We start from the raw sequence: 25,333 nt of genomic DNA, 5'->3' as shown, positions 1-25,333 counted from the left end.
GAGGGTCCGATGGTGCAGTTGTGTTCAATCGAACAGGCGGTGGATGACGTGCTCGAGCGCCTGCCCGCGCATATTCATCTCGGCATGCCACTGGGGCTAGGCAAACCCAACCTGTTCGCCAACGCGCTGTACCGGCGCATTGCACAACTGCCCGAGCGACAGTTGACCATCTACACGGCCCTGAGCCTGGGCCGACCGAAACTGGGTGATGGTCTGCAGAAGCGCTTCCTCGAGCCCTTTGTCGAACAGGTCTTCGGTGACTATCCCGAACTGGATTACCTGGCCGACCTGCATCAGGACAGCCTGCCACCCAACATACGGGTCGAGCAGTTCTTCATGCAGCCCGGCAGCCTGCTGCACAGCGCCTCGGCCCAGCAGAACTATGTCAGCAGCAACTACAGCCATGCTGCCCGGGACATCAATGCTGCCGGCTTGAACCTGGTGGCGCAGTTGGTGGCGAGCGATCCTGAGCATCCGGATCGCCTGAGCCTGAGCTGCAATCCGGACATCACCCTCGACCTGCTGCCGATGATCGCCAAGCGGCGGGCGGCCGGGGAGACCATCCTCCTGGTCGGCCAGGTGCACAGCGATTTGCCCTACATGCCCGGCGACGCGGAAGTCGGTATCGACGCTTTCGACCTGTTGATCGACGAGAAGGACAGCCACACGTTGTTTTCCACGCCGAACATGCCGGTGGGCTTCCAGGACCATCTGATCGGCCTGCACGCCAGTACCCTGGTGCGCGACGGCGGGACGCTGCAGATCGGCATCGGCGCCATGGGCGATGCGCTGGCGGCGGCGCTGCTCGCACGCCAGGCCGATAATGCCGGTTACCAGGCGCTGCTGGCGGACCTGAACCTTAGCCAGTGGGCGCAACTGATCGAGCGTGAAGGCGGGGTCGAACCGTTTGCCAAAGGGCTGTACGGTTGCAGTGAAATGTTCGTCAACGGTTTGCTGGTGCTGGCCGAGGCCGGAATCGTCCGGCGCAAGGTCTACCCCGACGTTCCGACCCAGGAACGGGCCAACGCCGGCACCCTCGACGAGGCGGCGCAACCCGACGGCATCTGCATACACGGCGGATTCTTCCTCGGGCCGCGCAGTTTTTATGAACGCCTGCGCGAGTTGCCGCAAAGCCGTCTTCTCGAATTCAACATGACGCGCATCAGCTACATCAACGAGCTGTACGGCCAGGAACAGCTCAAGCGCCTGCAACGCCTCGACGCCCGTTTCATCAATACGGTCTTCACCATGACCCTGATGGGGGCCGGGGTGGCCGATCAGCTGGAAGACGGGCGGGTGCTCAGCGGCGTGGGCGGGCAGTACAACTTCGTTGCCCAGGGCCATGCGCTGGAAGGCGGGCGTTCGATCCTGCTGCTGCGCAGTTGGCGTGAAGCCGGGGGCGAGATCAGCTCGAACATTGTCTGGGAATACGGCCATTGCACGATTCCCCGGCACTTGCGCGACATCGTGGTGACCGAGTACGGCATCGCCGACCTGCGAGGCAAGACCGACGCGGCGGTGATCGAGGCGTTGCTGAACATCAGCGATTCACGCTTCCAGCCCGGGTTGATCGAGCAGGCGCAAACCGCCGGCAAGTTGCCGAAGGATTTCCGCCTCGACCCGCGCTTCGCCGACAACACATCGGAACGCTTGCAGGCGATCCAGGCACGCCATCCGAACCTGTTTCCCGAGTACCCGCTGGGGTGTGATTTCGATGAGGTCGAGCGCGACCTGTTGCGGGCGCTGAACTGGCTCAAGAGCAAGTTCAAGCTCACCGAGATCCTGGAGTTGGGCAAAGCCGCGCTCGATGCGCCGCAGCCCTGGGAGTTTGCCGGGCATCTGGAGCGGATGCAGCTGGCCAGCCCTGAAGGGCTGAAGGAGGAGTTGTTTCAGCGGTTGCTGCTGGCGGGGCTCAAGGCCACCGCGCCTTGGCGACCCACCTGAAACCCTTGTGGGAGCGAGCAAGCTCGCTCCCACAGGAGGCACAGGGTTATTCGATGAAGGTCACGACCCCGCCAGCCAGGGATTGCACCCGCGCCAACGACTCGACGCGGTAACCCTGGGCATCCAGTTCCGCGCGGCCGCCCTGGAATGACTTCTCGATCACGATCCCCAGCCCGGCGACAGTCGCGCCGGCCTGCTTGATGATGGAGATCAGCGCCTGGGAGGCTTTGCCGTTGGCCAGGAAGTCATCGATGATCAGCACCCGGTCGCTGCTGGTCAGGTGACGCGGGCTGATGGCGACGGTGCTTTCGGTTTTCTTGGTGAACGAATACACGGTGGCCGACAGCAGGTTTTCCGTCAGGGTCAGGGACTGTTGCTTGCGGGCGAAGATCACCGGTACGCCCAGGTTCAGCCCGGTCATGATCGCCGGGGCAATCCCTGAGGCTTCGATGGTGACGATCTTGGTGATGCCCGAGTCCTTGAACAACGCGGCAAATTCGTCGCCGATCAGCTTCATCAACTGCGGGTCGATCTGATGGTTCAGGAACGCGTCGACTTTCAGGACCTGATCGGAAAGCACGATGCCTTGCTCGCGAATTTTCTGGTGCAGGGCTTCCATGAAGCCTCCTCTGGTGACGCCTTCAGCGTCTGGATTTAAAAAGCCTGGTGGAAAAAAGTAGTCGATTCTAACGCTTCAACATCGCGCGTATATCCGCCAGGGCACTGTTGCCGCGAACGACTTTGACTTCCGTCGGCGTGTCGTCGTTGCCTTCCCAGGCCAAGTCATCCGGCGGCAGTTCATCGAGAAAGCGGCTGGGGGCGCAGTCGATCACTTCGCCGTATTGCTTGCGCTTGGCGGCGAAGGTGAAGGCCAGCGTCTGGCGGGCGCGGGTAATCCCGACATAGGCCAGGCGCCGTTCTTCCTCGATGGTGTCGGCCTCGATGCTGGAGCGGTGCGGCAGGATTTCTTCTTCCATGCCCATGATGAACACGTAGGGGAATTCCAGGCCCTTGGAGGCGTGCAGCGTCATCATCTGCACACCTTCGGCGCCGTCTTCCTCTTCCTGCTGGCGCTCGAGCATGTCGCGCAGCACGAGTTTGCCGATGGCGTCCTCGACCGTCATGTCGCCGTCTTCGTCTTTTTCCAGGGTGTTCTTCAGCGCCTCGATCAGGAACCAGACGTTGCTCATGCGGTAGTCGGCAGCCTTGTCGCTGGAGCTGTTGGTGCGCAGCCAGTTCTCGTAGTCGATGTCCATCACCATGCTGCGCAGTGCTGAAATCGGATCTTCCCCGGCGCACTGTTCGCGAACCTTGTCCATGAAGCGCTTGAAGCGCGCCAGGCGGTCGGTGAAGCGGCTGTCCAGATGTTCGCCCAGACCGATTTCATCGGTGGCGGCGTACATCGAGATCTTGCGCTCGGTGGCGTAGTTGCCGAGTTTTTCCAGGGTGGTCGAACCGATTTCCCGGCGCGGCACGTTGATCACCCGCAGGAAGGCGTTGTCGTCGTCCGGGTTCACGATCAGGCGGAAGTAGGCCATCAGGTCCTTCACTTCCTGGCGTCCGAAAAAGCTGTTGCCCCCCGACAGGCGATAAGGGATCTGGTGATGCTGCAGTTTCAGCTCGATCAGCTTGGCCTGGTAGTTGCCGCGGTACAGGATCGCAAAATCGCTGTACGGCCGGTCGGTGCGCAGGTGCAGGCTGAGGATTTCCATGGCCACGCGCTCGGCTTCGGCGTCTTCGTTGCGGCAACGGATCACGCGGATCTCGTCGCCGTGGCCCATCTCGCTCCACAGTTGTTTTTCGAACTCGTGGGGGTTGTTGGAAATCAGCACGTTGGCACAGCGCAGGATGCGGCTGGTGGAGCGGTAGTTCTGCTCCAGCATCACCACTTTGAGCGACGGATAGTCTTCCTTGAGCAACATCAGGTTTTCCGGCCGCGCGCCGCGCCAGGCATAGATCGACTGGTCGTCGTCGCCTACCACGGTGAACTGGTTGCGCGTACCGATCAGCAGCTTCACCAGCAAGTACTGGCTGGCGTTGGTGTCCTGGTATTCGTCCACGAGCAGGTAGCGGACCTTGTTCTGCCATTTTTCGAGAATGTCGGCGTGGTCCTGGAACAGCTTGACCGGCAAGAGGATCAGGTCGTCGAAGTCCACCGCGTTGAACGCCTTGAGCGTGCGCTGGTAGTGGGTGTAGACGATGGCGGCGGTCTGCTCCTTGGGGTTGCGGGCGTTTTCCAGGGCCTCGGGCGGCAGGATCAGGTCGTTTTTCCAGGCGCCGATCATGTTCTTGATCTCATCCACGCCGTCGTCGCCCGAGTATTCCTTTTGCATGATGTCGGTCATCAGGGCCTTGACGTCGGTCTCGTCGAAAATCGAGAAGCCCGGTTTGTAGCCCAGCCGCGCGTGTTCCTTGCGGATGATGTTCAGGCCCAGGTTGTGGAAGGTGCAGACCGTCAGGCCGCGGCCTTCGCCGGCGCGCAGCAGGCCGCCGACCCGTTCCTTCATTTCCCGGGCGGCCTTGTTGGTGAAGGTCATGGCGACGATGTACTGGGCGCGGATGCCACAATTCTGGACCAGGTGCGCAATCTTGCGGGTGATTACGCTGGTCTTGCCGGAGCCTGCACCGGCGAGCACCAAAAGAGGGCCGCCGACATAGTTCACGGCTTCTTGCTGCCGGGGATTGAGTCGGGACATGACAGAGTCAGGGAGTCGTTTGCGAAATGGGCCGGCATTTTAACAGGCTCAGAGAATTGTGCTGCTCTGTCCGACTTGTGACGCACAGCGCATTGTCATTTGCCGCTTCCGCTACTTTCACGCAGGATGTGGGGCCAATTGCGTTCAGCGCAGGATTTGGGAGTGGAAAAAAACCACCAAAACCGCGTGTTTGAGAACCATTGGCATTGGTCATTGCCCATCGGCGCGTCATAATGCCCGGCGCCTACCACCTTGCAGAGTCTAGGGAGTCAGCTTGTCAACGCCTGTCGAACCCTTGCGTTTGCTGTTATTGGCCCAAGAGCCTGCGTGGTCAGCAATATTGCGCGAGTGCCTGGCGCCCTTGGGGCCCTCGGTCGTGTTGATCAGTGCCCCGAGCTGGGAGTCAGTCAGCAGCCTGTTCGAAGATAATCGCAACGCGGTGTTGCTGACCGTTGCGGCGTTGCAGCCGGCGCCGGGCCGTTGCAGCCTGCCGACGATCCTGTTGCTTGAGCACGAGCCGGCGGTTGCCCCCGACGGTGTCAGCGACTGGTTGGTGCGTGATGTACTCGACAGCGCGACCCTGCGTCGTTGCCTGCGCCATGTGCGCGAACGCGGCGTGCTGGAAAACACCTTGCAGCGCCTCGCCGAACAGGACCCATTGACGGGCATCGCCAATCGCCAGGGTTTCCAGACGCTGCTGGCGGCGCGCCTGGCGGAAAACGACGGCCGTGGCCTGGCGCTCGGTCACCTGGACCTGGACAACTTTCGTCACGCCAACGACGCCCTCGGCCACCAGGCTGGTGACCGCTTGATCCTGCAAGTGGTGTCGCGGCTCAAGAGCTCGCTCGAGGCCGGCGATCAATTGGCACGGTTGGGCAGTGATGAATTCGCCCTGCTGATCGACACTCGCCGCGCACCACAGCGGGCCGAGTGGATGGCCGAGCGTATTACCGAAGCCTTGGCCGAACCCTATTGGGTGGACGGTGAAAGCCTGCTGATCGGCTGCAGCCTGGGTGTTGCCCACGCTCGCGCCCAGGCTGGCGCCGATCCCCTGATGTGGCACGCCCACATCGCCATGCAGCAGGCCAAGAGCACCCAGGGCTGCACCTTTCATATTTTCAACGAGCGCATCAATCGCAACGCCCGCAGCCTCGCCGACCTGGAAAGCGAACTGCGCCGGGCACTGCGCCGTGACGAGCTGGAACTGCATTACCAGCCACGGCTGAACCTCGATGGCGGCCACATTGTCGGCCTCGAAGCGTTGGTACGCTGGCGTCACGGCGAACGTGGCTTGCTGCCACCGAGTGAGTTCGTGCCGCTGGCCGAACAGAGCGGCCTGATCGTGCCGCTGGGCTACTGGGTGATTTCCCGGGCGCTGCGGGACATGCAGGCCCTGCGCGAGCGTGGGCTGGCACCGTTGCACATGGCGGTCAACCTGTCGTTCCGACAGTTCCAGGACAGCCAGTTGCTGCCGACCTTGAGCCGGCTGATTGCCGAGCGGGGTGTCGAGGCGCAATGGCTGGAGTTCGAGCTCACCGAAACCGCCGTCATGCGCCGCAGCGAGCTGGTCAAGCAGACCATGGATGCCCTGGGCCGCCTGGGGGTACGCTTCTCCCTGGACGACTTCGGCACCGGCTTCTCCTCGTTCGTGCACCTCAACAGCCTGCCGATCGCCTTGCTCAAGATCGACAAGAGCTTCGTCGGTGGCATGGAGCAGCGCGAAGAGAACCGCAAACTGGTGCACGCGATGATCAACCTGGCGCACAACCTCAACCTGGAGGTGGTGGCCGAAGGTGTGGAAACCCAGGAACAACTGGACCTGCTACGCGGCTTCGGTTGCGATCAGGTGCAGGGTTTCCTGATCAGCAAACCGTTGCCGTTGCCGGAGTTGGTTGAGTACTTGACGTTCGAGGGTGATCAGCAATCGATGCTGGAAATCAGCTGACACAAACCCCTGTGGGAGCGAGCTTGCTCGCGATGGCGATAGGTCTGTCCCATTTAGTTTGACTGACACACCGCTATCGCGAGCAAGCTCGCTCCCCCAGGGGGATACGTCTCAATCGGCCTGGATGGCCTCGAAACGCTGCCGTCCGGGTTCACTGCGAATCATCCGCTTCATCTTCCATTCAAACGCCGCTGTCAGGCTCACGGCTGCGCAGGCCAGCCCCAGGGCCAGGCCCCACCAGACGCCGGTCGGGCCCCAGTTCAGGTGGAACGCCATCCACCACGCCGCCGGCGCGCCGATCAGCCAATAGCAACCCAGGCCCACCAGGAAGGTGGTCTTGGCGTCCTTGAGCCCGCGAATGCAGCCCATGGCGATGGTTTGCGTGCCATCGAACAGCTCGAACCACGCCGCCACCGCCAGCAGGCTCACAGCCAGGTTGATCACCTCGCGAAACGCCGGGTCGTCGTGGTCCAGGAACAAGCCGATCAATTGATGGGGCAGCAGCCAGAACACCATGGCGAACGCCAGCATGGCGGCCGCGCCAAAGCCGATCCCGACCCGACCGGCCAGGCGTGCCATCAGCAGTTGCCCGGCACCGTAGTGTTGGCCGATGCGCATGGTGATGGCGTAGGACATTCCGGCCGGCACCATGAACGCCACCGAGACGATTTGCAGTGCGATCTGGTGGGCTGCCAACGGCGTGCTGCCCATGGTGCCCATGCACAGCGCGGCGAACGCAAATAGCCCGACCTCCACCGCGTAGGTGCCGCCAATCGGCAGGCCCAGGCGCCACAGTTCCTTGAGGTACTGGCGATTGGGCCGCGACAGGCCGTCGAGCAATGGATAGGCGCGGTAGGCCGGGTGCCGATGGATATGCCAGGCCAGCGCCAGGGCCATGCAGTTGGCAACGATGGCCGTGACCAGGCCGATCCCCATCAAGCCGAGTTTCGGCAGGCCGAACATACCGGTGATGAGCGCGTAGTTGAGCAGGAAGTTGGCCACCGTCCCGCCGAGGCTGATCACCATGACCGGTGTGGCCCGGCCGATGGCGCTGGTGAAGCCGCGCAGGGCCATGAAGCTCAAGTAGCCGGGCAGGGCGAACGGCAGCGCCAGCAGGAACTGTCCGGCGGACAGCACGTTGGTTTCGGTCTGGCCGAACATCAGCAGCACCGGCTTGAGGTTCCACAATAGCAACCCGGCCATCAGCGCCATCAGCCAGGCCAGCCACAGTCCGGCCTGGGTCAACCGGGTGGCGCCTTCGACATCGCCTGCGCCCTGGCGGATCGCGACCAGGGTACCCACCGCGGCGATCACGCCGATGCAGAAGATCGATACGAACGAATAGGTGGCCGCCCCAAGCCCGCCGCCGGCCAAGGCTTCAGGACTCAGGCGCGCCATCATCACGGTGTCGGTGAGCACCATCAGCATGTGCGCCAACTGCGAGGCAATCAACGGCCCCGCCAGCCGCAGGATGGCCCAGAGTTCGGTACGCACAGGATGCCGCATGATCATCACGCTCCATGTTCAAACAAGGCAGTAAAGCAACGATTCTCGGCGCTCTCGGCGGATTGCACAAAGGGATAAAAAAGATCGCTGGCATGATTAAAACTCATGCTGAATACGTTTCTGGTAGGGTTTGCAAACAACGCCATGGAGCTTTTGCGATGTCTCGTCGTCTTCCTCCTCTTTATGCGCTGCGGGCATTCGAAGCCGCGGCGCGCTACAGCTCGTTCACCCGCGCCGCTGAAGAGCTGTCGATCACGCAGAGCGCCGTCAGCCGGCACATTCGCACGCTGGAAGATCACTTTGCCTGTCGGCTGTTCCTGCGCAGCGGCCGCAACCTGCAATTGACCGAGGCGGCGCGGTTGCTGTTGCCGGGCGTACGTGAGGGCTTCATGGCGCTGGAGCGGGCCTGCCACACCTTGCATGGCGAGGATGGCATCCTGCGCATGAAGGCGCCTTCCACGCTGACCATGCGCTGGTTGTTGGCGCGCTTGAGTCGCTTCCGGCATTTGCAGCCTGGCAACGAGGTACAACTGACCAGTGCCTGGATGGACATCGACGCGGTGGACTTCAACGTCGAGCCCTTCGATTGCGCCGTATTGCTGGGCAACGGGCACTTTCCGGCGGACTGGGAGGCCAGTTTGCTGTTTTCCGAAGAATTGATCCCGGTGGGCGCGCCGAACCTGCTGAACGACCAGCCCTGGGATGTGGCGCGGTTGGCCAGCGCTGAACTGCTGCACCCCACGCCGGATCGCCGGGACTGGCGCAATTGGCTACAACGCATGGGCCTGTCCGACAAGGTCTCGCTCAAGGGGGGGCAGGTATTCGATACCCTGGAGCTGGGCATGATCGCGGCGGCACGTGGCTATGGAGTCTCCATGGGCGATCTGCTGATGGTGGCCGAGGATGTCGCCCAGGGACGCCTGAGCCTGCCATGGCCGACGGCTGTCGCCAGCGGTGAACACTATTACCTGGTCTGGCCGAAAACCCGGCCGGGAGGTGAACGTTTGCGCCGGCTCAGCGACTTCCTCCAAGGTGAGGTGAAGGCCATGCAACTGCCCGACGTGCAGCGTCTGGGCTGAAACGTTGCAATTGGCGTGCTAGCCACTTGACATTAATCCGTCCAAGCCGCTCAAGTATTTGGCTTTGCCGCCGAATCCGTGAAGATGGAACCTTCGTTCAGAAAGGCCAACTTACACCTCACCCCGAATAAAATGCCGAGCGTGCGAGCGTGATCAGGATGATCCGGTCTCTCGGCCAGGAGCCGTCATGTCTCAACCCCGTGCCCGGATCGCCTCACAGCTAGGCCTTGCCCTCGCTGTGATATTGGCGGTCGTGATCTCCGGCAGTACCGTCTTCGCCCTGCGTTCGCTGGACGCTGCCAACCTCGCCACCCGTGAAGAACATTTGGCCAGCGAAGCGCGCCTGATGGCCGATCAGCTCAATACGTTCCACAGCACCTTGCGCGAGAGCACTCAGCGGTTGGCCGGTCTGTTCGAGAAGCGCTTCGGCGCGGGCCTGAGCGTGCATCCGGACCAGCCGGTGACGGTGGCGGGCGTACAAACCCCAGGCTTGAGCCTGGGCAGCGAAGTGTTGAACAACAACTTCAAGGAAGTGGATGAGTTCAAGCAAATGACCGCCGGGGTGGCGACGGTCTTCGTGCGCAACGGCGATGACTTCATCCGCGTCAGCACGTCATTGACCAAGCAGGACGGTACGCGGGCCATTGGTACCGTGCTCGACCGCGCCGGCCCTGCCTACGGTCCGGTGATCAGCGGGCAGAGCTACATTGGTCGAGCCTTGCTGTTCGGACGTTACTACATGTCGCAGTACACGCCTGTACGTGACAGCAGCGGCAAGATCATTGCCGTGCTGTACGTAGGCTTCGACTACACCGATGCGCAGAACGCGCAGTTCGAAAACCTCAAGCGCTTCCGCATTGGCCAAACCGGTTCGTTGGCCCTGCTGGACGAACAAAACAAGTGGCTGGTGCCGCCGGCCGGCGTGCAGGCGCTGGACCAGGCGAGCGCGACCATCGTTGGCCTGGTCAAGAAGCCGGGCAAGGGCGCGTTCTGGACCGATACCGCCGAAGATTTCTACAGCGTTGCCGTACCGTTCGAAGGTGGGCCGTGGGCGGTGGTGGCGAGCATGCCCAAAACCGAGATTCGCGCCGTGACCTGGAGCGTCGGTACGCAACTGGCCATTGGTAGCCTGTTGGCGATGTTGTTGGCGGTCGGCTCGGCGATGTGGTTGCTGCGCAGCAAACTGGCACCGCTGGGGGACCTGGTGCGCCAGGCCGAAGCCTTGGGCGCCGGTGACCTGAGCGTGCGCCTGAATGTGTCGAGCCATGATGAGATCGGTCAGTTGGCCCGTGCCTTCAACCAGATGAGCCAGGCCTTGTCGACTATGGTCGAGCACATCCGCAAGGCCTCCCAGGAGGTCAACAGCCGTGCCCAGGCCCTGTCGGGGTTGTCCAGCGGGGCGTATGAAGGCATGGAACAGCAATCCGGCGAAATCACCAGCATGGCCGGCGCAGTGGAAGAGTTCAGCGCAACGTCGTTGGACATTGCCGACAACATGGGTAACACCGAGCGCCTGGCCCAGGAGAACGCCCAGCAGACCCGCATTGGCCGGACCTCGATGGACGAAGCGTCGTCGTCCCTGGAGCAAATTGCCGGCGCGCTGAACAGCACCGCCACGGTTATCAATACCTTGGGTCAGCGTTCCCAGGAAATCGGTGGCATCGTGGGTGTGATCACCTCGATCGCCGAGCAGACCAACCTGCTGGCCTTGAACGCCGCCATCGAAGCCGCCCGTGCAGGCGAGCAGGGCCGTGGTTTCGCCGTGGTGGCCGATGAGGTCCGCAGCCTGGCTTCCCGCACTCGCCAGGCCACTGACGAAATTTCCAGCATGATCAACAGCATCCAGCAGGAAACCGGCAACGCCATCAGCACGATGGAGCAGGGCAACCTGTTGATGCAGGAAGGCCTGTCGCGCAACGCCAACGTGGCCACGGCCCTGGCGCGCATCGACGAGCAAAGCCGCTCGGCCGGCCAGCAATTTGCGGCGATCACCACCGCCACCCAGGAACAAAGCAGCACCGCGACCCTGCTCAGCAGCAACCTGCAAAGCATTGCCATGGCCAACAGCGAACAGCGCCAGGTGGTCTCGAACCTGGCGCTCACCGCCAAGGAACTGGAAAAACTGGCCCAGGACCTGCGCCAAGAGGTTGATCGGTTCCGCTGAGGCATCCCGTCATGAGCAAGTTCACCCATACTCCAGTGGGAGCTTGCTCGCGATGACGGCCGCCCAGCCAACATCATCTCAATCTGACCCACCGCTATCGCGAGCAAGCTCGCTCCCACAAGGGAATTTGCGGTGATCCCACTCCTGGCGTCCGCCGGGAATCAGGGTGGGAGCGAGCTTGCTCGCGATGACGGCCGCCCGGCCAACGTCATCTCAATCTGACCCACCGCTATCGCGAGCAAGCTCGCTCCCACAAAAGCTGCCACCCTAGTGTCGTTTCTTTTTTAAGAATATTGCTGTTTTTAAGCTTGCTGAAACGTTTCTTCAAGTCTATAAAAACCGCACAACTCCAATAAAAGGTCGTGACCATGACTCCGCTCAAACTTCTCATCACCCTTGGCGCCTTGGGCGCTGCCTCCCATGCGATGGCTTGGGACTACGTCTTGCTGGATACGGATAAAGCCGCTCAACCCTGGCAAATCACCAGCCAGCAACTCGGCGTGAAGACCGGCAAACCCTTTTCCGTGACGATGCGCACCCTGCACGGCGGCCGCCAGGAAGGCGTCAGCATCGTCGACATCGACAATGGCACCCTGAAGCTTTCAGTCGTCCCGACCCGTGGCATGAACGTGCTGCAGGCTTCGGTCGGGAATGTGCGCATGGGTTGGGATTCGCCCGTCAAGGAAGTGGTCAATCCGGCGTTCATCGAACTCAATGGCCGAGGCGGCCTGGGCTGGCTCGAAGGGTTCAACGAGCTGGTCACCCGTTGCGGCTACGAGTGGGTCGGCCATCCCGGCATGGACAACGGTGAGCTGCTGACCCTGCATGGTCGCGCTGCCAACATTCCAGCCAACAAAGTCACCTTGCATATCGATGAAAAGCCGCCCTACGCCATCACCCTGCGGGGCGAGTTGAAGGAGCAGGCGTTCAAGAAGGTCGACTTCTCGGTGCAGACCGAACTGGTCACCGAACCCGGCAGCGTGACGTTCGCGCTCAGCGACACGCTGACCAACAACGGCGATTATCCGAAGGAATACCAAGCGCTCTACCACAGCAACTTCAGTACGCCGTTCCTGGAGCAGGGCGCCCGTTTCGTGGCACCGGTCAAGCAGGTCTCGCCGTTCAACGACAAAGCCAAGGGCGATTTGTCCGATTGGCAAACCTACCGGGGCCCGACCAAGGATTACGACGAAACCGTCTACAACGTCGTGCCATACGCTGACGCCAAGGGCGACACACTCACCGTGCTGCACAACAAGGCCGGTAGCCTCGGTGTGTCTGTGGGCTTCAACACCAGCACGCTTCCGGTGTTCTCCCTGTGGAAAAACACCGACACCCAGGGCCAGGGCTACGTGACCGGGCTGGAGCCCGGCACCAGTTTTTCCTATAACCGCCGCTATCAGCGCCCCCTGGGTCTGGTTCCTACCATCGCGCCGAAAGAGCACAAGCAGTTCCAGATCCACTACAGCCTGTTGGCGGACAAGGGCGCTGTGGATAAGGCTCTCAAGCGCATCGATACCATCCAGAACGGTCAAAAAACCGAGGTTCGGGAAACACCGTTGGTGGACCTGAGCAAACCATAAGGCGGTTCAGGGGGTAGTTGGCCGATACTGCAATGCTTCGGCCAGATGCTCGCGGCGGATACATCCCGCTTGCTCCAGGTCCGCCAGCGTCCGGGCGACCTTGAGCAAGCGGTGGGCGGCGCGCAACGACAGGGTCAGCCGTTCGCAGGCGGTTTCCAGCCAGGTTTCATCGGTTGTGGATAACTTGCAATGCTGACGCAACCCCGGCAGATCGAGGAAGGCGTTGGCGCAGCCTTGGCGCTTGTGCTGACGTTCCCGGGCTTCGGCCACCTGCTCGGCGACCGTGGCGGTATCGTCTCCGGATTCGCGCTTGGGGTTCAACGCCGTGGCTTCCCGGGCAACGGTCAGGTGCAGGTCGATGCGGTCCAGCAGCGGCCCGGAGAGTTTGTTGCGGTAACGCTGCACCATGTCCGGTGTACAGCAGCAACGGCCGCTGGGTTCGCCAAGATATCCACAGGGGCAGGGGTTCATCGCCGCTACCAACTGGAAACGCGCCGGGAAGCGTACTCGGTCGCGGGCGCGAGAAACCACGATGTGCCCAGATTCCAGCGGCTCTCTCAGGACCTCCAGCACCCGGCGGTCGAACTCCGGCAATTCATCCAGAAACAGCACGCCATGATGGGCGAGGGTGATTTCCCCTGGCTGCGGTTTTGACCCGCCACCCACCAGCGCCGGGCCGGAAGCCGAGTGGTGTGGCTGGCGAAACGGGCGCTGCGGCCAATGGCTCAACGGCACGCAACTGGCCACCGACTGGATGGCCGCGACTTCCAGCGCCTCACTCTCGGCCAAGGGGGGCAACAACCCCGGCAGACGGCTCGCGAGCAATGTCTTGCCGGTGCCCGGTGGCCCGCTGAACAACAGGTTATGAGCCCCCGCTGCAGCAATCAGCAAGGCCCGCTTGGCCCCGGCCTGGCCTTGAACTTCGTTCAGGTCGGGGTAGGGCTTGCTGGCCGAGAGCAGCCCATTGGAAACGAAAGGCTCGACCGGTGTGTGCCCATTGAAGTGGGCCACCGCTTCGAGCAGATGGTCCACGGCGATCACCTTCAGCCCCGAGGCCAGGCAGGCCTCCTCGGCATTGGCCCGCGGCACCACCAGCATGCGCCCGGCCTTGCGCGCCGCCAGCGCCGCGGGCAATACCCCGCGCACCGGTCGTACCGCGCCGGACAAGGCCAGTTCACCGAGGCATTCCACGTCGTCCAGCGTCAGGGTTGGCACCTGCACGCTGGCCGACAGGATCCCCAAGGCAATGGCCAGGTCGAAGCGTCCGCCGTCCTTTGGCAGGTCTGCCGGCGCCAGGTTCAAGGTGATGCGTCGTGCCGGGAAGTTCAGCCCCGAATTGATGATCGCGCTGCGTACCCGATCCTTGCTTTCCTTCACCGCCGCCTCCGGCAGGCCAACCATCGTCAGCGACGGCAAGCCATTGGCCAGGTGGACTTCAACGGTAACGGCAGGAGCCTCGACCCCTACTTGGGCGCGGCTGTGGACGATGGCAAGCGACATGAATCATTCCTTGAGTGAATAGGGCGCCGCGTCCTGCGGCTCTGCAAGGTTAGTCGTGGGGATGAACTTGGGCGCGGCAATTGAAGGGAGAAAATTTGGCAGGATGTTTCGAGGGCAAGTGACAGCCGAGGGGCGGCAAGCGTGATGCGGTAGCGGATATCACCGCCTCGCCTGGCCACGCAAAATGCCGGGAAGGTCCCTCTGCTAGACTCCGATTTGCCCAGTCGGCACTTGGCGGTATCAACGGCACAACGAGGAAGTGGCCATGAACGATCTGCTGGCGCTGTTAACCGACAAGCGCTTCATGCCCCACGGGCATTGCTACATGTGGCGTCCGGACCTGCTGTGGACCAATGTGATCGCCGATGGCTTGATCGCCCTGTCCTACGTCACCATCCCCTTCACGCTCCTGTACTTTATCCACAAGCGCAAGGACGTGCCGTTTGACTGGATGCTCGCGGCATTTGGCGTGTTTATCCTGGCCTGCGGGACCAGCCATGTGATGGAGATCCTGACTATCTGGCAGCCTTATTACTGGCTGACGGCGCTGGTCAAGGTGATCACCGCGATTGCCTCGGTGATTACCGCCATCCTGCTGGTCCGGCTGGTGCCGGCGGCCCTGAAGATCCCCAGTCCGAAGCAATTGGCCAAGGTCAACGACGAGTTGCGCGAGGCCCAGGCCGAACTGGTCACCACCGCGCGCCGGGCCGGCATGGCGGAGATCGCCACCAATGTGCTGCACAACGTGGGCAATGTGCTCAATAGCGTCAATGTGTCAGCCCAGGTCCTCTACGAGAAGGTGCACACCTCCAAGGGGCCAGGGGTGGCCAAGGTCGCCCAGTTGATGAAGGAGCATCCCGATGACCTTGGTGACTTCATCAACAGCGATCCGAAAGGGCGCGCGCTACCGGACTATCTCGACAAGCTGGCCGATGCGCTGGCCGTCGAGCAGCAGGGCATGATCGCCGAGTTGGCGCAATTGACTCGCCGAATCGACCACATCAAGGAAATCGTCGCCACCCAGCAATCCTATGCCGGCAACGCCAGCGTGCTGGAGCCGGGCTCGTTGCGAGAGCTGGTCGAGGATGTCGTGCGCATTTGTGATGTGTCCCTGGCCCGCCACCACATCACGCTGATCAAGGAGTTCAGTGATATCCCGCAAATGCCGCTGGACAAGCACCGAGTGCTGCAGATCCTGGTCAATCTGATCAACAACGCCAAGCAGGCGCTGGACGCGGGTACGAACCGGCCGCCGCAGATCATCCTGCGCCTGAAGACCATTGACGATGAGCGCATGCGGGTCGAGATCGAGGACAATGGCGAGGGGATTTCGCAGGACAATCTTGCGCGGGTGTTCGAGCACGGCTTCACCACGCGTGTCGACGGTCACGGCTTTGGCCTGCACAGCTGCATTCTGGCTGCGCACGAGATGGGCGGCGATCTGACCGTGCAGAGCGCCGGGCCGGGCAGGGGCGCGGTGTTTATCCTGGAGTTGCCGCTGGCACAGGCCCCGGTCCTATCTCAACACGCTGCGAGTGGTTGAGTGGCCCGCAGGGGCTGCTTATTCCTGTGCCGGAGCCAGTCGCGCTTCCAGCTCCGCGACCTTGGCCTCCAGGCTTTCGAGCCGCGCCCGGGTCCGGGCCAGCACGACCATCTGACTGTCGAATTCTTCCCGGCTCACCAGGTCCAGTTTGCTGAAGCCGCTTTGCAGCAGGGCCTTGAGCTGGCTTTCGATTTCGCTTTTGGGCAGCGGCGTGTCGCCACTCAAGATGCGGGAAGCGTGGCCGCTCAGGGCGTCGAGGAGGTCTTTGGGCGCAAGCATGGCAGGTGTCCTGAAAACAATGGCGGGCAGTGTATCACGCAGTGTCTATAGTCAATTCGCAAGCCAGGGATGCACGCTTTTCGCGCATGGGCCCGGGCATCGCTGCACTGTTTTTGTGCGTATCGCTGCGGTTCATGGCGCAACGCACGTCGAGCAGATGGCCAAGAGACTGAAATCAGAGGGTTTGGTGCAGATGGCAAGGTTTCTGCTTAGAGGCTGATGACCCATGCACTGATGCAGTCGCTGTGACGAATGCAGTGCAGCAGGCGGAACGGGGAGTTTCGTCAGGATCAGTTAACTGGCACCTGTCGGGCAACTTGGGCCGACGACGCGTTACAAAGCCAGGCACTGCGCTTAGACTTGAGTCGGGTTTGTTTTCCTGGGGCAAGTCCACCAATTCGGGAGAAAGTTTCATGAAGCTAGTCACTGCCATCATCAAACCGTTCAAGTTGGACGACGTGCGCGAGTCGTTGTCCGAGATCGGCGTGCAGGGCATTACCGTTACTGAAGTCAAAGGCTTCGGTCGGCAGAAAGGTCACACCGAGCTGTATCGCGGCGCGGAGTACGTGGTCGATTTCCTGCCCAAGGTGAAGATCGATGTCGCCATTGACGACAAGGATCTTGATCGGGTGATCGAGGCAATCACCAAGGCCGCCAACACCGGCAAGATCGGTGACGGGAAGATCTTTGTGGTCAATCTGGAACAGGCTATCCGCATCCGTACCGGCGAAACCGATACCGACGCCATCTAAGCCGCCAAACCCAACGCCCCAGGAGAAAACAATATGACTCTGCGTAAATTCGCAGGGCTAGGAGCCCTGTTGTCCTTCGCAATGCCTGGCTTGGCCATGGCAGAAGAAGCGGCAGCCCCAGTCCTGAACTCCGGCGATACCGCCTGGATGCTCACGGCCACGATTCTTGTACTGTTCATGACCATTCCTGGCCTGGCGCTGTTCTACGGCGGCATGGTTCGGTCGAAAAACCTTCTTTCCGTGATGATGCAGTGCTTTGCCATTACCGGTCTGATCAGCATCCTGTGGGTCATCTATGGCTACAGCATTGCGTTCGACACCACCGGCATGGAGCAGGGCGTCGTCAATTTCAATTCCTTCATCGGCGGTTTCGGCAAAGCCTTCTTGGCGGGCGTCACGCCAGCCAGCCTGACCGGCCCGGCGGCGCTGTTCCCCGAAGCGGTGTTCATCACCTTCCAGATGACTTTCGCCATCATCACCCCGGCCCTGATCGTCGGCGCATTTGCCGAGCGGATGAAGTTCTCCGCCATGCTGATCTTCATGGGCGTGTGGTTCACCCTGGTGTATGCACCGATTGCCCACATGGTCTGGTCCGGTAACGGCGGCCTGCTGTGGGACTGGGGCGTGCTGGACTTCGCTGGCGGCACCGTGGTGCATATCAACGCCGGTATCGCAGGCTTGGTGGCGTGCCTGGTATTGGGCAAGCGCAAAGGCTTCCCGACCACGCCAATGGCGCCGCACAACCTGGGTTACACCCTGATGGGCGCGGCCATGCTGTGGGTCGGCTGGTTCGGCTTCAACGCCGGTTCCGCTGTCGCCGCCAACGGCACTGCCGGCATGGCGATGCTGGTGACCCAGATCGCGACCGCTGCGGCGGCGCTAGGCTGGATGTTTGCCGAGTGGATCACCCACGGCAAGCCAAGCGCACTGGGCATCGCCTCGGGCGTCGTGGCGGGCCTGGTTGCCATCACCCCGGCTGCCGGCACCGTGGGCCCGATGGGCGCCCTGGTCATCGGCCTGGCAGCGGGCGTGGTGTGCTTCTTCTGCGCCACTACCCTCAAGCGCAAACTCGGCTATGACGACTCCCTGGACGCCTTCGGCGTGCATGGCATCGGCGGTATCCTCGGCGCGATCCTGACCGGTGTGTTCGCAGCACCGGCCCTGGGTGGCTTCGGCACCGTGACCGATATCGGCGCGCAAGTGTGGATTCAATTCAAGGGCGTGGGTTTCACGGTGGTCTACACCGCGATCGTCACCTTCATCATCCTCAAGGTCCTGGACGCCGTCATGGGTCTGCGTGTCACCGAGGAAGAAGAAGCGGTGGGCCTGGACCTGGCCCAGCACAACGAGCGTGGCTACAACCTGTAAGTACACGCAATAAAAAATGCCCGGTTCGCCGGGCATTTTTTTGTCTGGAATTTGTCATTGCTCACAAGGTGCGGCGGTTTTTCCGACGCCTTTTGTTGTGGATGCGACATGGGGTTTTATACCGCCAAAGGCTTACACCGAAGCAAGAATATTAGGCCCTTTGTTTTTTCCCTGAGCGCGCTAGAATGCGCGCCGAACGTGCGGAGATCTGTATGTGGCAACAGACGCTGATAACCCTGCGGGCCAGGCCTCGGGGCTTTCATCTGGTGACGGACGAGTTGCTTGCCGGCCTGCCTGAACTCCAGGCGTGTCGTGTCGGTCTGTTGCATCTGTGGCTGCAGCATACCTCGGCTTCGTTGACCATCAACGAGAACGCCGATCCGGCGGTACGTCGAGACTTCGAACGATTTTTCAATCGGCTGATCCCACAAGGAACCGCCGACTATGAGCACAACGACGAAGGCCTGGACGACCTGCCGGCACACTTCAAGGCCAGTGTGCTCGGTTGTCAGATCAGCCTGCCGGTCACGGCAGGACGGCTGGCATTGGGTACCTGGCAAGGTGTTTATCTGGGCGAGCACCGTGATCACGGCGGTGCTCGTAAAGTCCTCGCCACCTTGTACGGTGAAGGGGCATAACCGCTGATTGCCGGCGGATGTTGAATTTTTTCTGGCAGCCTTCGAACAGATGGCGAAGCTGGGCTATAACTAATCTGCTTTTCGCAAGTCATGAGGTAGAACATGAGCGACGATGATCTGGAAAACGACGACCTCGAAGTAGGCGACGAAGACGAGGCCGAAGAGGGCCTTGAAGCGGCGGCGGAAGACGTTGCCGACGACGATGGGGCCGATGTTCCGGTTCCTACCGCCAAAGGCAAGGCCAAGGCGGCCGTTTCGGTCGACGAGTTGCCAAGCGTAGAGGCCAAGAACAAGGAGCGTGATGCGCTCGCCAAGGCCATGGAGGAATTCCTGGCCAGGGGCGGTAAGGTGCAGGAAGTGGAGGCCAACGTGGTCGCTGATCCGCCCAAGAAGCCTGACAACAAGTACGGCAGCCGTCCTATCTGAGTTCCGGCTTCATTGCTTGCTGAAAAAGCCCGCCGTCGCTGCGGGCTTTTTCATGGGTGCGATTCCATCCCCAGGCCAGGCGCAGCCCCTGTGGGAGCGAGCTTGCTCGCGATAGCGGTTTATCTGTCACATCAATGTTGGATGTGCCGCCCCTTCGCGAGCAAGCTCGCTCCCACAGGGTTTTGTGTTGGGCGCAGAGCTTCGGTGCGCGGCAGAGCCGGGGTGGGAGCGAGCTTGCTCGCGATGACTTTCGCCCAGGCAACTCAGGAACCCGTGGCGAGGGAGCTTGCTCCCGTTGGCCTGCGAAGCGGGCCCCTGGCATCTCTCCAGGCGGACCGCGTTGACCGGTTTAGCGACTGCTGCGCAGCCGAGCGGGAGCAAGCTCCCTCGCCACGGATCGGGTTGAGGCTCAGGTAGCGGGCGGGTGGTGATCGCCTTCGCGAGCAGGCTCGCTCCCACCAAGGGCTTCGGCGGCTGCGAAGCAGGGTTCAGCGCTGGCGATGCCACCCTGCCAATAACCCTGGCAGTTCGGTCAGGCTGCGGATTTCTGCATCCGGCGCGTGGTCGGCATTCCAGGGTTTGCCTGCCGGGTTGAACCATACGGCGCGCAGGCCGGCCTGTTGGGCGCCAGCGATGTCGTCGCCGGGGTGATCACCAATGTGCACGGCGGTTTGCGCCGTGGCGCCGCCGCGTTGCAGGGCTTCGTGGAACAGTCGGGCGTCAGGCTTGGCGATGCCGATGTCTTCAGCGCACAGGGCGAATTTGAAATAGTCCGCCAGCCCCAGGCGCCGTACATCGGCGTTGCCATTGGTGACCACACCGAGGGCGAAATGATTGGCCAGGATCTCCAGGGTGGGCTGCACCTCGGGGAAAATCTCCAGCTGATGACGGGCGTGCAAGAACGTCTCGAAGGCCTGGTCCGCCAGTTCAGAGGCTTGCCACTGGTCGTAGCCGGCTTCCTGCAGGGCGCGAAACAGCACCCGTCGGCGCAGGGCACTGATGCGGTGCTTCAGCCCAGGCTCCTCGCGCAGCACTTGCTCGCGAATCGAAAAAAGATGCTCCACCGGCACGCCGCCCAGGTTCGGCGCGTTGTCGGTCAGCCATTGGCGGAGTATGGCTTCGGCGCTGGCGATCACCGGGGCGGTGTCCCACAGGGTGTCGTCCAGGTCGAAAGTGATCAGCTCGATGGTCATGATTCGTCGCCCTTGATGCGTTTGGCCCTGGGATGGGCACTGTCATAGACCGTCGCCAGGTGCTGGAAATCCAGGTGGGTGTAGATCTGGGTGGTCTTGATGTCCGAATGCCCCAGCAGCTCTTGAACGGCGCGCAGGTCCTGGGAGGACTCCAGCAAATGGCTGGCGAAGGAGTGCCGGAGCATGTGCGGGTGCAGGTTCTGTCCCAGCTCCCGTTCGCCGGCAGCCTTGACCCGCAACTGAATCGCCCGCGGGCCGAGGCGCCGCCCCTGTTGGCTGACGAAGACCGCGTCGTCGGCGGGGTTGGTCAGCGCCCGCAGCGGCAGCCATTGTTCCAGGGCTTCACGGGCCTTGCGGCCGACGGGCAGCAGGCGGGTCTTGCTGCCCTTGCCGAGCACCTGGACCATGCCATCGGCCAGGTCCAGTTGATCCAGGTTAAGCCCCGTCAGCTCTGAAAGTCGCAGGCCGGAAGAATAGAACAGCTCGAGAATCGCCTGGTCGCGCCGTGCCAGGAAGTCATCCTCGACGGCGCCTTCGAGCAGTTGCAGGGCGCGGTCGGTGTCGAGAGTCTTTGGCAGCCGGCGCTCGCCTTTGGGCGGTGCCAGGCCGGTGGCCGGGTCGTGATCGCACAGGCCTTCGCGATTGAGGTAGTGATACAGGCCGCGTACCGCTGACAACAGGCGTGCCAGGCTGCGAGAGGATTGCCCCTGTTGATGCAGGCGGGCGATGAGGCTGCGCAAGCGCTGGATGTCCAGGGCCGCCCAGCTGCCGATGTTCTGCTTCTGGCACCAGCCCAGTACTTTTTCCAGGTCGCGGCGATAGGCCGACAACGTGTGGGGTGACACCTGGCGCTCACTGCGCAGGTGTTCGCAGTAGGCGTCCAGTTGCCGTTCCATCCTCAGCGTACCGAGCGCAGCGAACCAGCGACCCGTGGCAGCACCCGGCCGGTGACTTCGGCGATGTAGCTCAAAAACAGCGTGCCCACCGAGCTCTTGTAGTGCTGCGGATCGCGACTGGCGATGGCCAGCACGCCGTGCACGCCCTGGTGGGCGATGGCGACGACGGCGGTGGAGCCGATCTGCTTGCGTTGTTCTTCGCCAAACAGGAAGTCCAGCTCATGCTCGCGCAGGCTGCCGCTGACGCTTTTGTCTTCCGTGAGCAGGCCGCCGATGGCCGTCTGTGCTTCGGCGTGGGTCACCCAGCGGCCCACCGGCATGGCGTTGTCGCCGAACAGGATCAGGCTGACAAAGGGCACCTGGAAATCCTGGCGCAGGCTGTCTTCGACGCTCATGACCAGGTCTTCGAGGGTGCTGGCGTCCATCAGGGCGAGGATCAGCCGACGGGTCTTGTCGAAGAGTCGGTCGTTGTCCCGGGCCACGTCCATCAGGTGCGAAAGACGATGGCGCATTTCGATGTTGCGCTCGCGCAGGATTTTCATCTGATGCTCCACCAGCGACACGGTGTCGCCGCGCCGGTGGGGGATGCGCATCGTCGCGAGCAGTTCTTCATGCTCGACGAAGAAGTCCGGATGAGCCTCCAGGTAAGCCGCCACTGCTGCGGTTTCTGGCAGGCTGGGGGATTCGTCGGGCTGTGGGGCTGGAACCTGTGGCTGGTCGGTCATGGGTTTGGCTCACTCAAAGACGAACTTGTCCTTCGTATACGCGCACTGCCGGGCCGGTCATCATCACCGGTTGGCCAGGGCCTGCCCATTCGATGGACAGGCGCCCGCCAGGCAGGTCGATCAACAACGGCGAATCCATCCACCCCTGGCTGATCGCAGCGACTGCGGCCGCGCAGGCGCCGGTACCGCAGGCCTGGGTTTCCCCGGCACCGCGTTCCCAGACGCGCAATTGTGCGCGGTGGCGGTCGATGACTTGCAGGAAACCGACGTTCACTCGCGCGGGGAAGCGCGGATGATGCTCGATTTTCGGCCCCAGCTCATGCACCGGAGCACTGTTGATATCGGCCACTCGCAGCACGGCATGGGGGTTGCCCATGGAAACCGCTGCCAGTTCCACCGTGGCGCCGTCGACGTCCACCTGATAGCTCAAGGCCTGGGCCGGTGCCTGGAAGGGGATGTCCGCCGGTACCAGGCGCGGAGCGCCCATGTTGACGCCGATCTGGCCGTCGCTGCGCACATCCAGTTCGATGATGCCGCTTTTGGTCTCGACGCGGATCTGCCGTTTGGCGGTCAGGCGCTTGTCCAGCACGAAACGGGCGAAGCAGCGCGCGCCATTGCCGCATTGCTCCACTTCCGAACCGTCGGCGTTGAAGATCCGATAACGGAAATCCACGTCCGGGTTATTGGGTGCCTCGACGATCAACAACTGGTCGAAACCGATACCGGTGTGCCGGTCCCCCCATTGCTTGGCGTGCTTGGGCAGGATGTGCGCGTGCTGGCTGACCAGGTCGAGGACCATGAAGTCATTGCCCAGGCCGTGCATCTTGGTAAAACGCAGCAGCATGGTTTTACTCCGGCAGCAGGCTTTCGCCGGCAAACAACTCGGCTACCGTCTCGCGGCGACGCACTTCGAATGCCTGATCACCGTCCACCAGCACCTCGGCGCAACGGCCGCGGGTGTTGTAGTTGGAACTCATGACAAACCCGTAGGCACCGGCCGAATGCACGGCCAGCAAGTCGCCTTCTTCCAGCGCCAGCTCCCGACCCTTGGCCAGGAAGTCACCGGTTTCGCAGATCGGCCCGACGATGTCGTAGCTGCGCGCAGCGGTGTCGCGAGGACGCACGGCGGTGACGTCCATCCACGCCTGGTACAGCGCCGGGCGGATCAGGTCGTTCATCGCCGCATCGACGATGGCGAAATCCTTGTGCTCGGTGTGCTTGAGGTACTCGACCTGGGTCAGCAGCACGCCGGCGTTGGCGACGATGTAGCGGCCCGGTTCGAACATCAGCGCCAGGTCACGCCCGTCGAGGCGCTCACGCACGGTCTTGATGTAGTCGGCCACCAGTGGCGGCTCTTCATCGCGATAGCGCACGCCGACACCGCCGCCCAAATCGATATGGCGCAGGTAGATGCCGCAGTCGCCGAGGCGGTCGACCAGCGCCAGCAGGCGGTCGAGGGCATCGATGAAAGGCTCCAGGGTGGTCAGTTGCGAGCCGATGTGGCAATCGACGCCCAGCACTTCCAGGTTCGGCAGTTGGGCGGCGCGCACGTACACGTCTTCGGCGTCGGCAATGGCGATGCCGAACTTGTTTTCCTTGAGACCGGTGGAAATGTACGGGTGGGTGCCAGCGTCGACGTCCGGGTTCACGCGCAGGGAGACCGGCGCGCGGACGCCCAGCTCGGCGGCGACGATTTGCAGGCGCTCCAGCTCGTCGGTGGACTCGATGTTGAAGCAGTGCACGCCAACTTCCAGGGCGCGGCGCATGTCTTCACGGGTCTTGCCGACGCCGGAGAACACGATTTTGTCGGCGCTGCCGCCAGCGGCCAGCACACGTTCGAGCTCGCCACCGGAGACGATGTCGAAACCGGCGCCCAGGCGCGCCAGGACATTGAGCACACCCAGGTTGGAGTTGGCTTTTACCGCGAAACACACCAGGTGCGGCATGCCCTCGAGGGCATCGGCGAACGTCCGATACTGGGCTTCGATGTGGGCGCGGGAATAGACATAGGTCGGCGTGCCGAAACGTTCGGCGATCGCGGACAGGGCAACCCCCTCCGCGAACAGCTCCCCGCCACGGTAGTTAAAAGCGTCCATGGCGTTCCCTTAGTAAGTGGTGGTGTGGGTGTCGTGCGAGTGGGATTTGGCCTGCGACGACTTGGCCTGTTCTTCAGGAGACTTGCTGTCATCAGGCAGGTACAGCGGACCTTTTTGACCACAGGCTGTCACGAGGCAGGCAACCGCGACGAGCGCAGCAAGGGAAGAGATCAGGCGCTTCATGGCGAAATCCTTGAAAATGCTTTAATTGCGCCGGAGTATACCGGCCACCCGTCAGCTTGCCTATGCAACGGGGCGCCCGTCCGGCGGCGCTGGTGGTCGCCAGTGGGTATATCCTTTGCAATCACCGGGAAGCGTCCGTATCTTGCGGCGCTTGAGCATGAGCAGACATTTTCGAGGTTGCCGCAATGAGTTTGACTGAAGCCCGTTTCCACGATCTGGTCGATGCGACCCAGCAAACGCTGGAGGATGTGTTCGATGACAGTGGCCTGGACATTGACCTGGAAATCTCCGCCGGTGTACTCACCGTCAAGTTCGAAAACGGCAGCCAGTTGATTTTCAGTCGCCAGGAGCCGTTGCGGCAATTGTGGCTGGCGGCGGTCTCCGGTGGCTTTCACTTCGACTATGACGAAGAAAGCGAGCGCTGGATGTGCGACAAGAGCGAAGAGCAGTTGGGCGAAATGCTTGAGCGCATCGTCAAGCAGCAGGCTGGCGTGGAACTCGATTTCGAAGGCCTGTGACGGCGTGAGCCAGACCGCCCCGCTACGGCCACCCAAGCCGCTCTACAGCAACGTCAGCCCGGCCGTACCGTCGCCGTGTACCGGCGTGTGCAAGCTGGATGAACAGAAGGTCTGCCTCGGTTGTCTGCGTCACGTGGAAGATATCCGCGAATGGCGCTCGGCCGACGACGAGCGTCGGCGGGTCATCTGCGCCGAGGCGCTAAAGCGCAGGCTCCTGTAGGAGCTGCCGAAGGCTGCGATCTTTTGATCTTGATCTTTGCGGTTTTCGCTTGAAGCTCAATTGCCCGGGTCAAGATCGC

At 62.2% G+C, this 25,333-nt stretch carries 23 protein-coding genes; 12 read left to right on the top strand and 11 right to left on the bottom strand.

The genetic code is table 11. From position 1 onward, the window contains the following. The first annotated feature begins 9 nt into the window (after nucleotides 1-9). Nucleotides 10-1,944: an acetyl-CoA hydrolase/transferase C-terminal domain-containing protein gene (locus tag AB4Z20_RS15115; protein WP_442090169.1), complete on the top strand. Its 1,935-nt coding sequence runs from the start codon at nucleotides 10-12 to the stop codon at nucleotides 1,942-1,944. 46 nt (nucleotides 1,945-1,990) lie between these two features. Here AB4Z20_RS15115 and AB4Z20_RS15110 read toward each other — a convergent pair whose 3' ends face one another. Both AB4Z20_RS15110 and rep read right to left on the bottom strand, forming a co-directional pair. Further along, the gene (locus tag AB4Z20_RS15110) at nucleotides 1,991-2,563 is read right to left on the bottom strand and encodes a xanthine phosphoribosyltransferase (protein ID WP_253470372.1); all 573 of its coding nucleotides are present in this window, start codon (nucleotides 2,561-2,563) and stop codon (nucleotides 1,991-1,993) included. Nucleotides 2,564-2,630: 67 nt separating this feature from the next. Then, nucleotides 2,631-4,640 carry a DNA helicase Rep gene (gene rep, locus AB4Z20_RS15105; RefSeq protein WP_014340843.1) on the bottom strand — a complete coding sequence of 670 codons (2,010 nt, stop codon included), beginning with the start codon at nucleotides 4,638-4,640 and terminating at the stop codon, nucleotides 2,631-2,633. A gap of 274 nt (nucleotides 4,641-4,914) precedes the next feature. Between rep and AB4Z20_RS15100 the strand changes: the two genes are divergently transcribed. Next, nucleotides 4,915-6,585 carry a putative bifunctional diguanylate cyclase/phosphodiesterase gene (locus tag AB4Z20_RS15100; RefSeq protein ID WP_253470370.1) on the top strand — a complete coding sequence of 557 codons (1,671 nt, stop codon included), beginning with the start codon at nucleotides 4,915-4,917 and terminating at the stop codon, nucleotides 6,583-6,585. Nucleotides 6,586-6,696: 111 nt separating this feature from the next. Here AB4Z20_RS15100 and AB4Z20_RS15095 read toward each other — a convergent pair whose 3' ends face one another. Further along, a complete protein-coding gene (locus tag AB4Z20_RS15095; protein ID WP_057449584.1) occupies nucleotides 6,697-8,091 on the bottom strand; it encodes a NorM family multidrug efflux MATE transporter in 1,395 nt (464 codons plus the stop codon). Nucleotides 8,092-8,249: 158 nt separating this feature from the next. Here AB4Z20_RS15095 and AB4Z20_RS15090 point away from each other — a divergent pair, with 158 nt between their 5' ends. The 3 genes from AB4Z20_RS15090 (at nucleotide 8,250) to AB4Z20_RS15080 (ending at nucleotide 12,917) form a co-directional block, all read left to right on the top strand. Continuing rightward, on the top strand, nucleotides 8,250-9,170 hold the full coding sequence (locus AB4Z20_RS15090) for a LysR substrate-binding domain-containing protein (RefSeq protein WP_214510101.1): 921 nt from the start codon (nucleotides 8,250-8,252) through the stop codon (nucleotides 9,168-9,170). 187 nt (nucleotides 9,171-9,357) lie between these two features. Then, nucleotides 9,358-11,334, top strand: a complete 1,977-nt coding sequence (locus AB4Z20_RS15085) for a methyl-accepting chemotaxis protein (protein WP_253470368.1) — start codon at nucleotides 9,358-9,360, stop codon at nucleotides 11,332-11,334. Nucleotides 11,335-11,702: 368 nt separating this feature from the next. Further along, a complete protein-coding gene (locus AB4Z20_RS15080) occupies nucleotides 11,703-12,917 on the top strand; it encodes an aldose 1-epimerase family protein (RefSeq protein ID WP_003206824.1) in 1,215 nt (404 codons plus the stop codon). Between the two features lie 6 nt (nucleotides 12,918-12,923). Here AB4Z20_RS15080 and AB4Z20_RS15075 read toward each other — a convergent pair whose 3' ends face one another. Beyond that, the gene (locus tag AB4Z20_RS15075) at nucleotides 12,924-14,417 is read right to left on the bottom strand and encodes a YifB family Mg chelatase-like AAA ATPase (RefSeq protein ID WP_442090168.1); all 1,494 of its coding nucleotides are present in this window, start codon (nucleotides 14,415-14,417) and stop codon (nucleotides 12,924-12,926) included. 265 nt (nucleotides 14,418-14,682) lie between these two features. Between AB4Z20_RS15075 and AB4Z20_RS15070 the strand changes: the two genes are divergently transcribed. Then, a complete protein-coding gene (locus AB4Z20_RS15070; RefSeq protein ID WP_442090167.1) occupies nucleotides 14,683-15,960 on the top strand; it encodes a sensor histidine kinase in 1,278 nt (425 codons plus the stop codon). Nucleotides 15,961-15,978: 18 nt separating this feature from the next. On the opposite strand, the gene AB4Z20_RS15065 is transcribed toward AB4Z20_RS15070, so the two are convergent. Beyond that, on the bottom strand, nucleotides 15,979-16,239 hold the full coding sequence (locus tag AB4Z20_RS15065; protein ID WP_442090166.1) for an accessory factor UbiK family protein: 261 nt from the start codon (nucleotides 16,237-16,239) through the stop codon (nucleotides 15,979-15,981). 413 nt (nucleotides 16,240-16,652) lie between these two features. Between AB4Z20_RS15065 and glnK the strand changes: the two genes are divergently transcribed. The 4 genes from glnK to sutA all read left to right on the top strand — a co-directional run bounded on the left by glnK (nucleotide 16,653) and on the right by sutA (nucleotide 19,423). Then, nucleotides 16,653-16,991 (top strand): P-II family nitrogen regulator, encoded by a 339-nt coding sequence (gene glnK, locus AB4Z20_RS15060; protein WP_002555808.1) that lies wholly within the window; start codon nucleotides 16,653-16,655, stop codon nucleotides 16,989-16,991. Nucleotides 16,992-17,024: 33 nt separating this feature from the next. Further along, on the top strand, nucleotides 17,025-18,359 hold the full coding sequence (locus AB4Z20_RS15055; protein ID WP_063323830.1) for an ammonium transporter: 1,335 nt from the start codon (nucleotides 17,025-17,027) through the stop codon (nucleotides 18,357-18,359). 212 nt (nucleotides 18,360-18,571) lie between these two features. Beyond that, a complete protein-coding gene (locus tag AB4Z20_RS15050) occupies nucleotides 18,572-18,997 on the top strand; it encodes a secondary thiamine-phosphate synthase enzyme YjbQ (RefSeq protein WP_214510093.1) in 426 nt (141 codons plus the stop codon). A gap of 102 nt (nucleotides 18,998-19,099) precedes the next feature. Further along, complete coding sequence (sutA, locus tag AB4Z20_RS15045; protein ID WP_007941277.1) at nucleotides 19,100-19,423, top strand: transcriptional regulator SutA; 324 nt, start codon at nucleotides 19,100-19,102, stop codon at nucleotides 19,421-19,423. Between the two features lie 488 nt (nucleotides 19,424-19,911). On the opposite strand, the gene AB4Z20_RS15040 is transcribed toward sutA, so the two are convergent. The 6 genes from AB4Z20_RS15040 to lptM are packed head-to-tail and all read right to left on the bottom strand — an operon-like array spanning nucleotide 19,912 to nucleotide 24,516. Further along, entirely contained in the window at nucleotides 19,912-20,616 is a 705-nt protein-coding gene (locus AB4Z20_RS15040; protein WP_214510092.1) for an HAD family hydrolase, read from the bottom strand. Continuing rightward, a complete protein-coding gene (gene xerC, locus AB4Z20_RS15035) occupies nucleotides 20,613-21,512 on the bottom strand; it encodes a tyrosine recombinase XerC (protein WP_003206809.1) in 900 nt (299 codons plus the stop codon). Before xerC ends, AB4Z20_RS15040 begins: the two co-directional genes overlap by 4 nt. A 2-nt stretch (nucleotides 21,513-21,514) precedes the next feature. After that, the gene (locus tag AB4Z20_RS15030) at nucleotides 21,515-22,237 is read right to left on the bottom strand and encodes a DUF484 family protein (protein WP_003206807.1); all 723 of its coding nucleotides are present in this window, start codon (nucleotides 22,235-22,237) and stop codon (nucleotides 21,515-21,517) included. Between the two features lie 13 nt (nucleotides 22,238-22,250). Further along, a complete protein-coding gene (dapF, locus tag AB4Z20_RS15025; protein ID WP_003206804.1) occupies nucleotides 22,251-23,081 on the bottom strand; it encodes a diaminopimelate epimerase in 831 nt (276 codons plus the stop codon). 4 nt (nucleotides 23,082-23,085) lie between these two features. Next, a complete protein-coding gene (gene lysA, locus AB4Z20_RS15020; protein WP_442090165.1) occupies nucleotides 23,086-24,333 on the bottom strand; it encodes a diaminopimelate decarboxylase in 1,248 nt (415 codons plus the stop codon). A gap of 9 nt (nucleotides 24,334-24,342) precedes the next feature. Continuing rightward, nucleotides 24,343-24,516 (bottom strand): LPS translocon maturation chaperone LptM, encoded by a 174-nt coding sequence (gene lptM, locus AB4Z20_RS15015; protein WP_013694543.1) that lies wholly within the window; start codon nucleotides 24,514-24,516, stop codon nucleotides 24,343-24,345. 185 nt (nucleotides 24,517-24,701) lie between these two features. Here lptM and cyaY point away from each other — a divergent pair, with 185 nt between their 5' ends. Then, nucleotides 24,702-25,034 (top strand): iron donor protein CyaY, encoded by a 333-nt coding sequence (gene cyaY / locus AB4Z20_RS15010; RefSeq protein ID WP_072343055.1) that lies wholly within the window; start codon nucleotides 24,702-24,704, stop codon nucleotides 25,032-25,034. A 4-nt stretch (nucleotides 25,035-25,038) separates the two neighbouring features. Then, nucleotides 25,039-25,254 (top strand): DUF1289 domain-containing protein, encoded by a 216-nt coding sequence (locus tag AB4Z20_RS15005; protein WP_253470343.1) that lies wholly within the window; start codon nucleotides 25,039-25,041, stop codon nucleotides 25,252-25,254. Nucleotides 25,255-25,333 lie beyond the last annotated feature (79 nt).

This window comes from Pseudomonas sp. KB_12, from assembly GCF_052114545.1.
Classification (GTDB): Bacteria; Pseudomonadota; Gammaproteobacteria; order Pseudomonadales; family Pseudomonadaceae; genus Aquipseudomonas; species Aquipseudomonas brassicacearum.
Note: the sequence above shows the minus strand (reverse complement) of the source record. Positions and strands in the feature narration are given on the sequence as shown.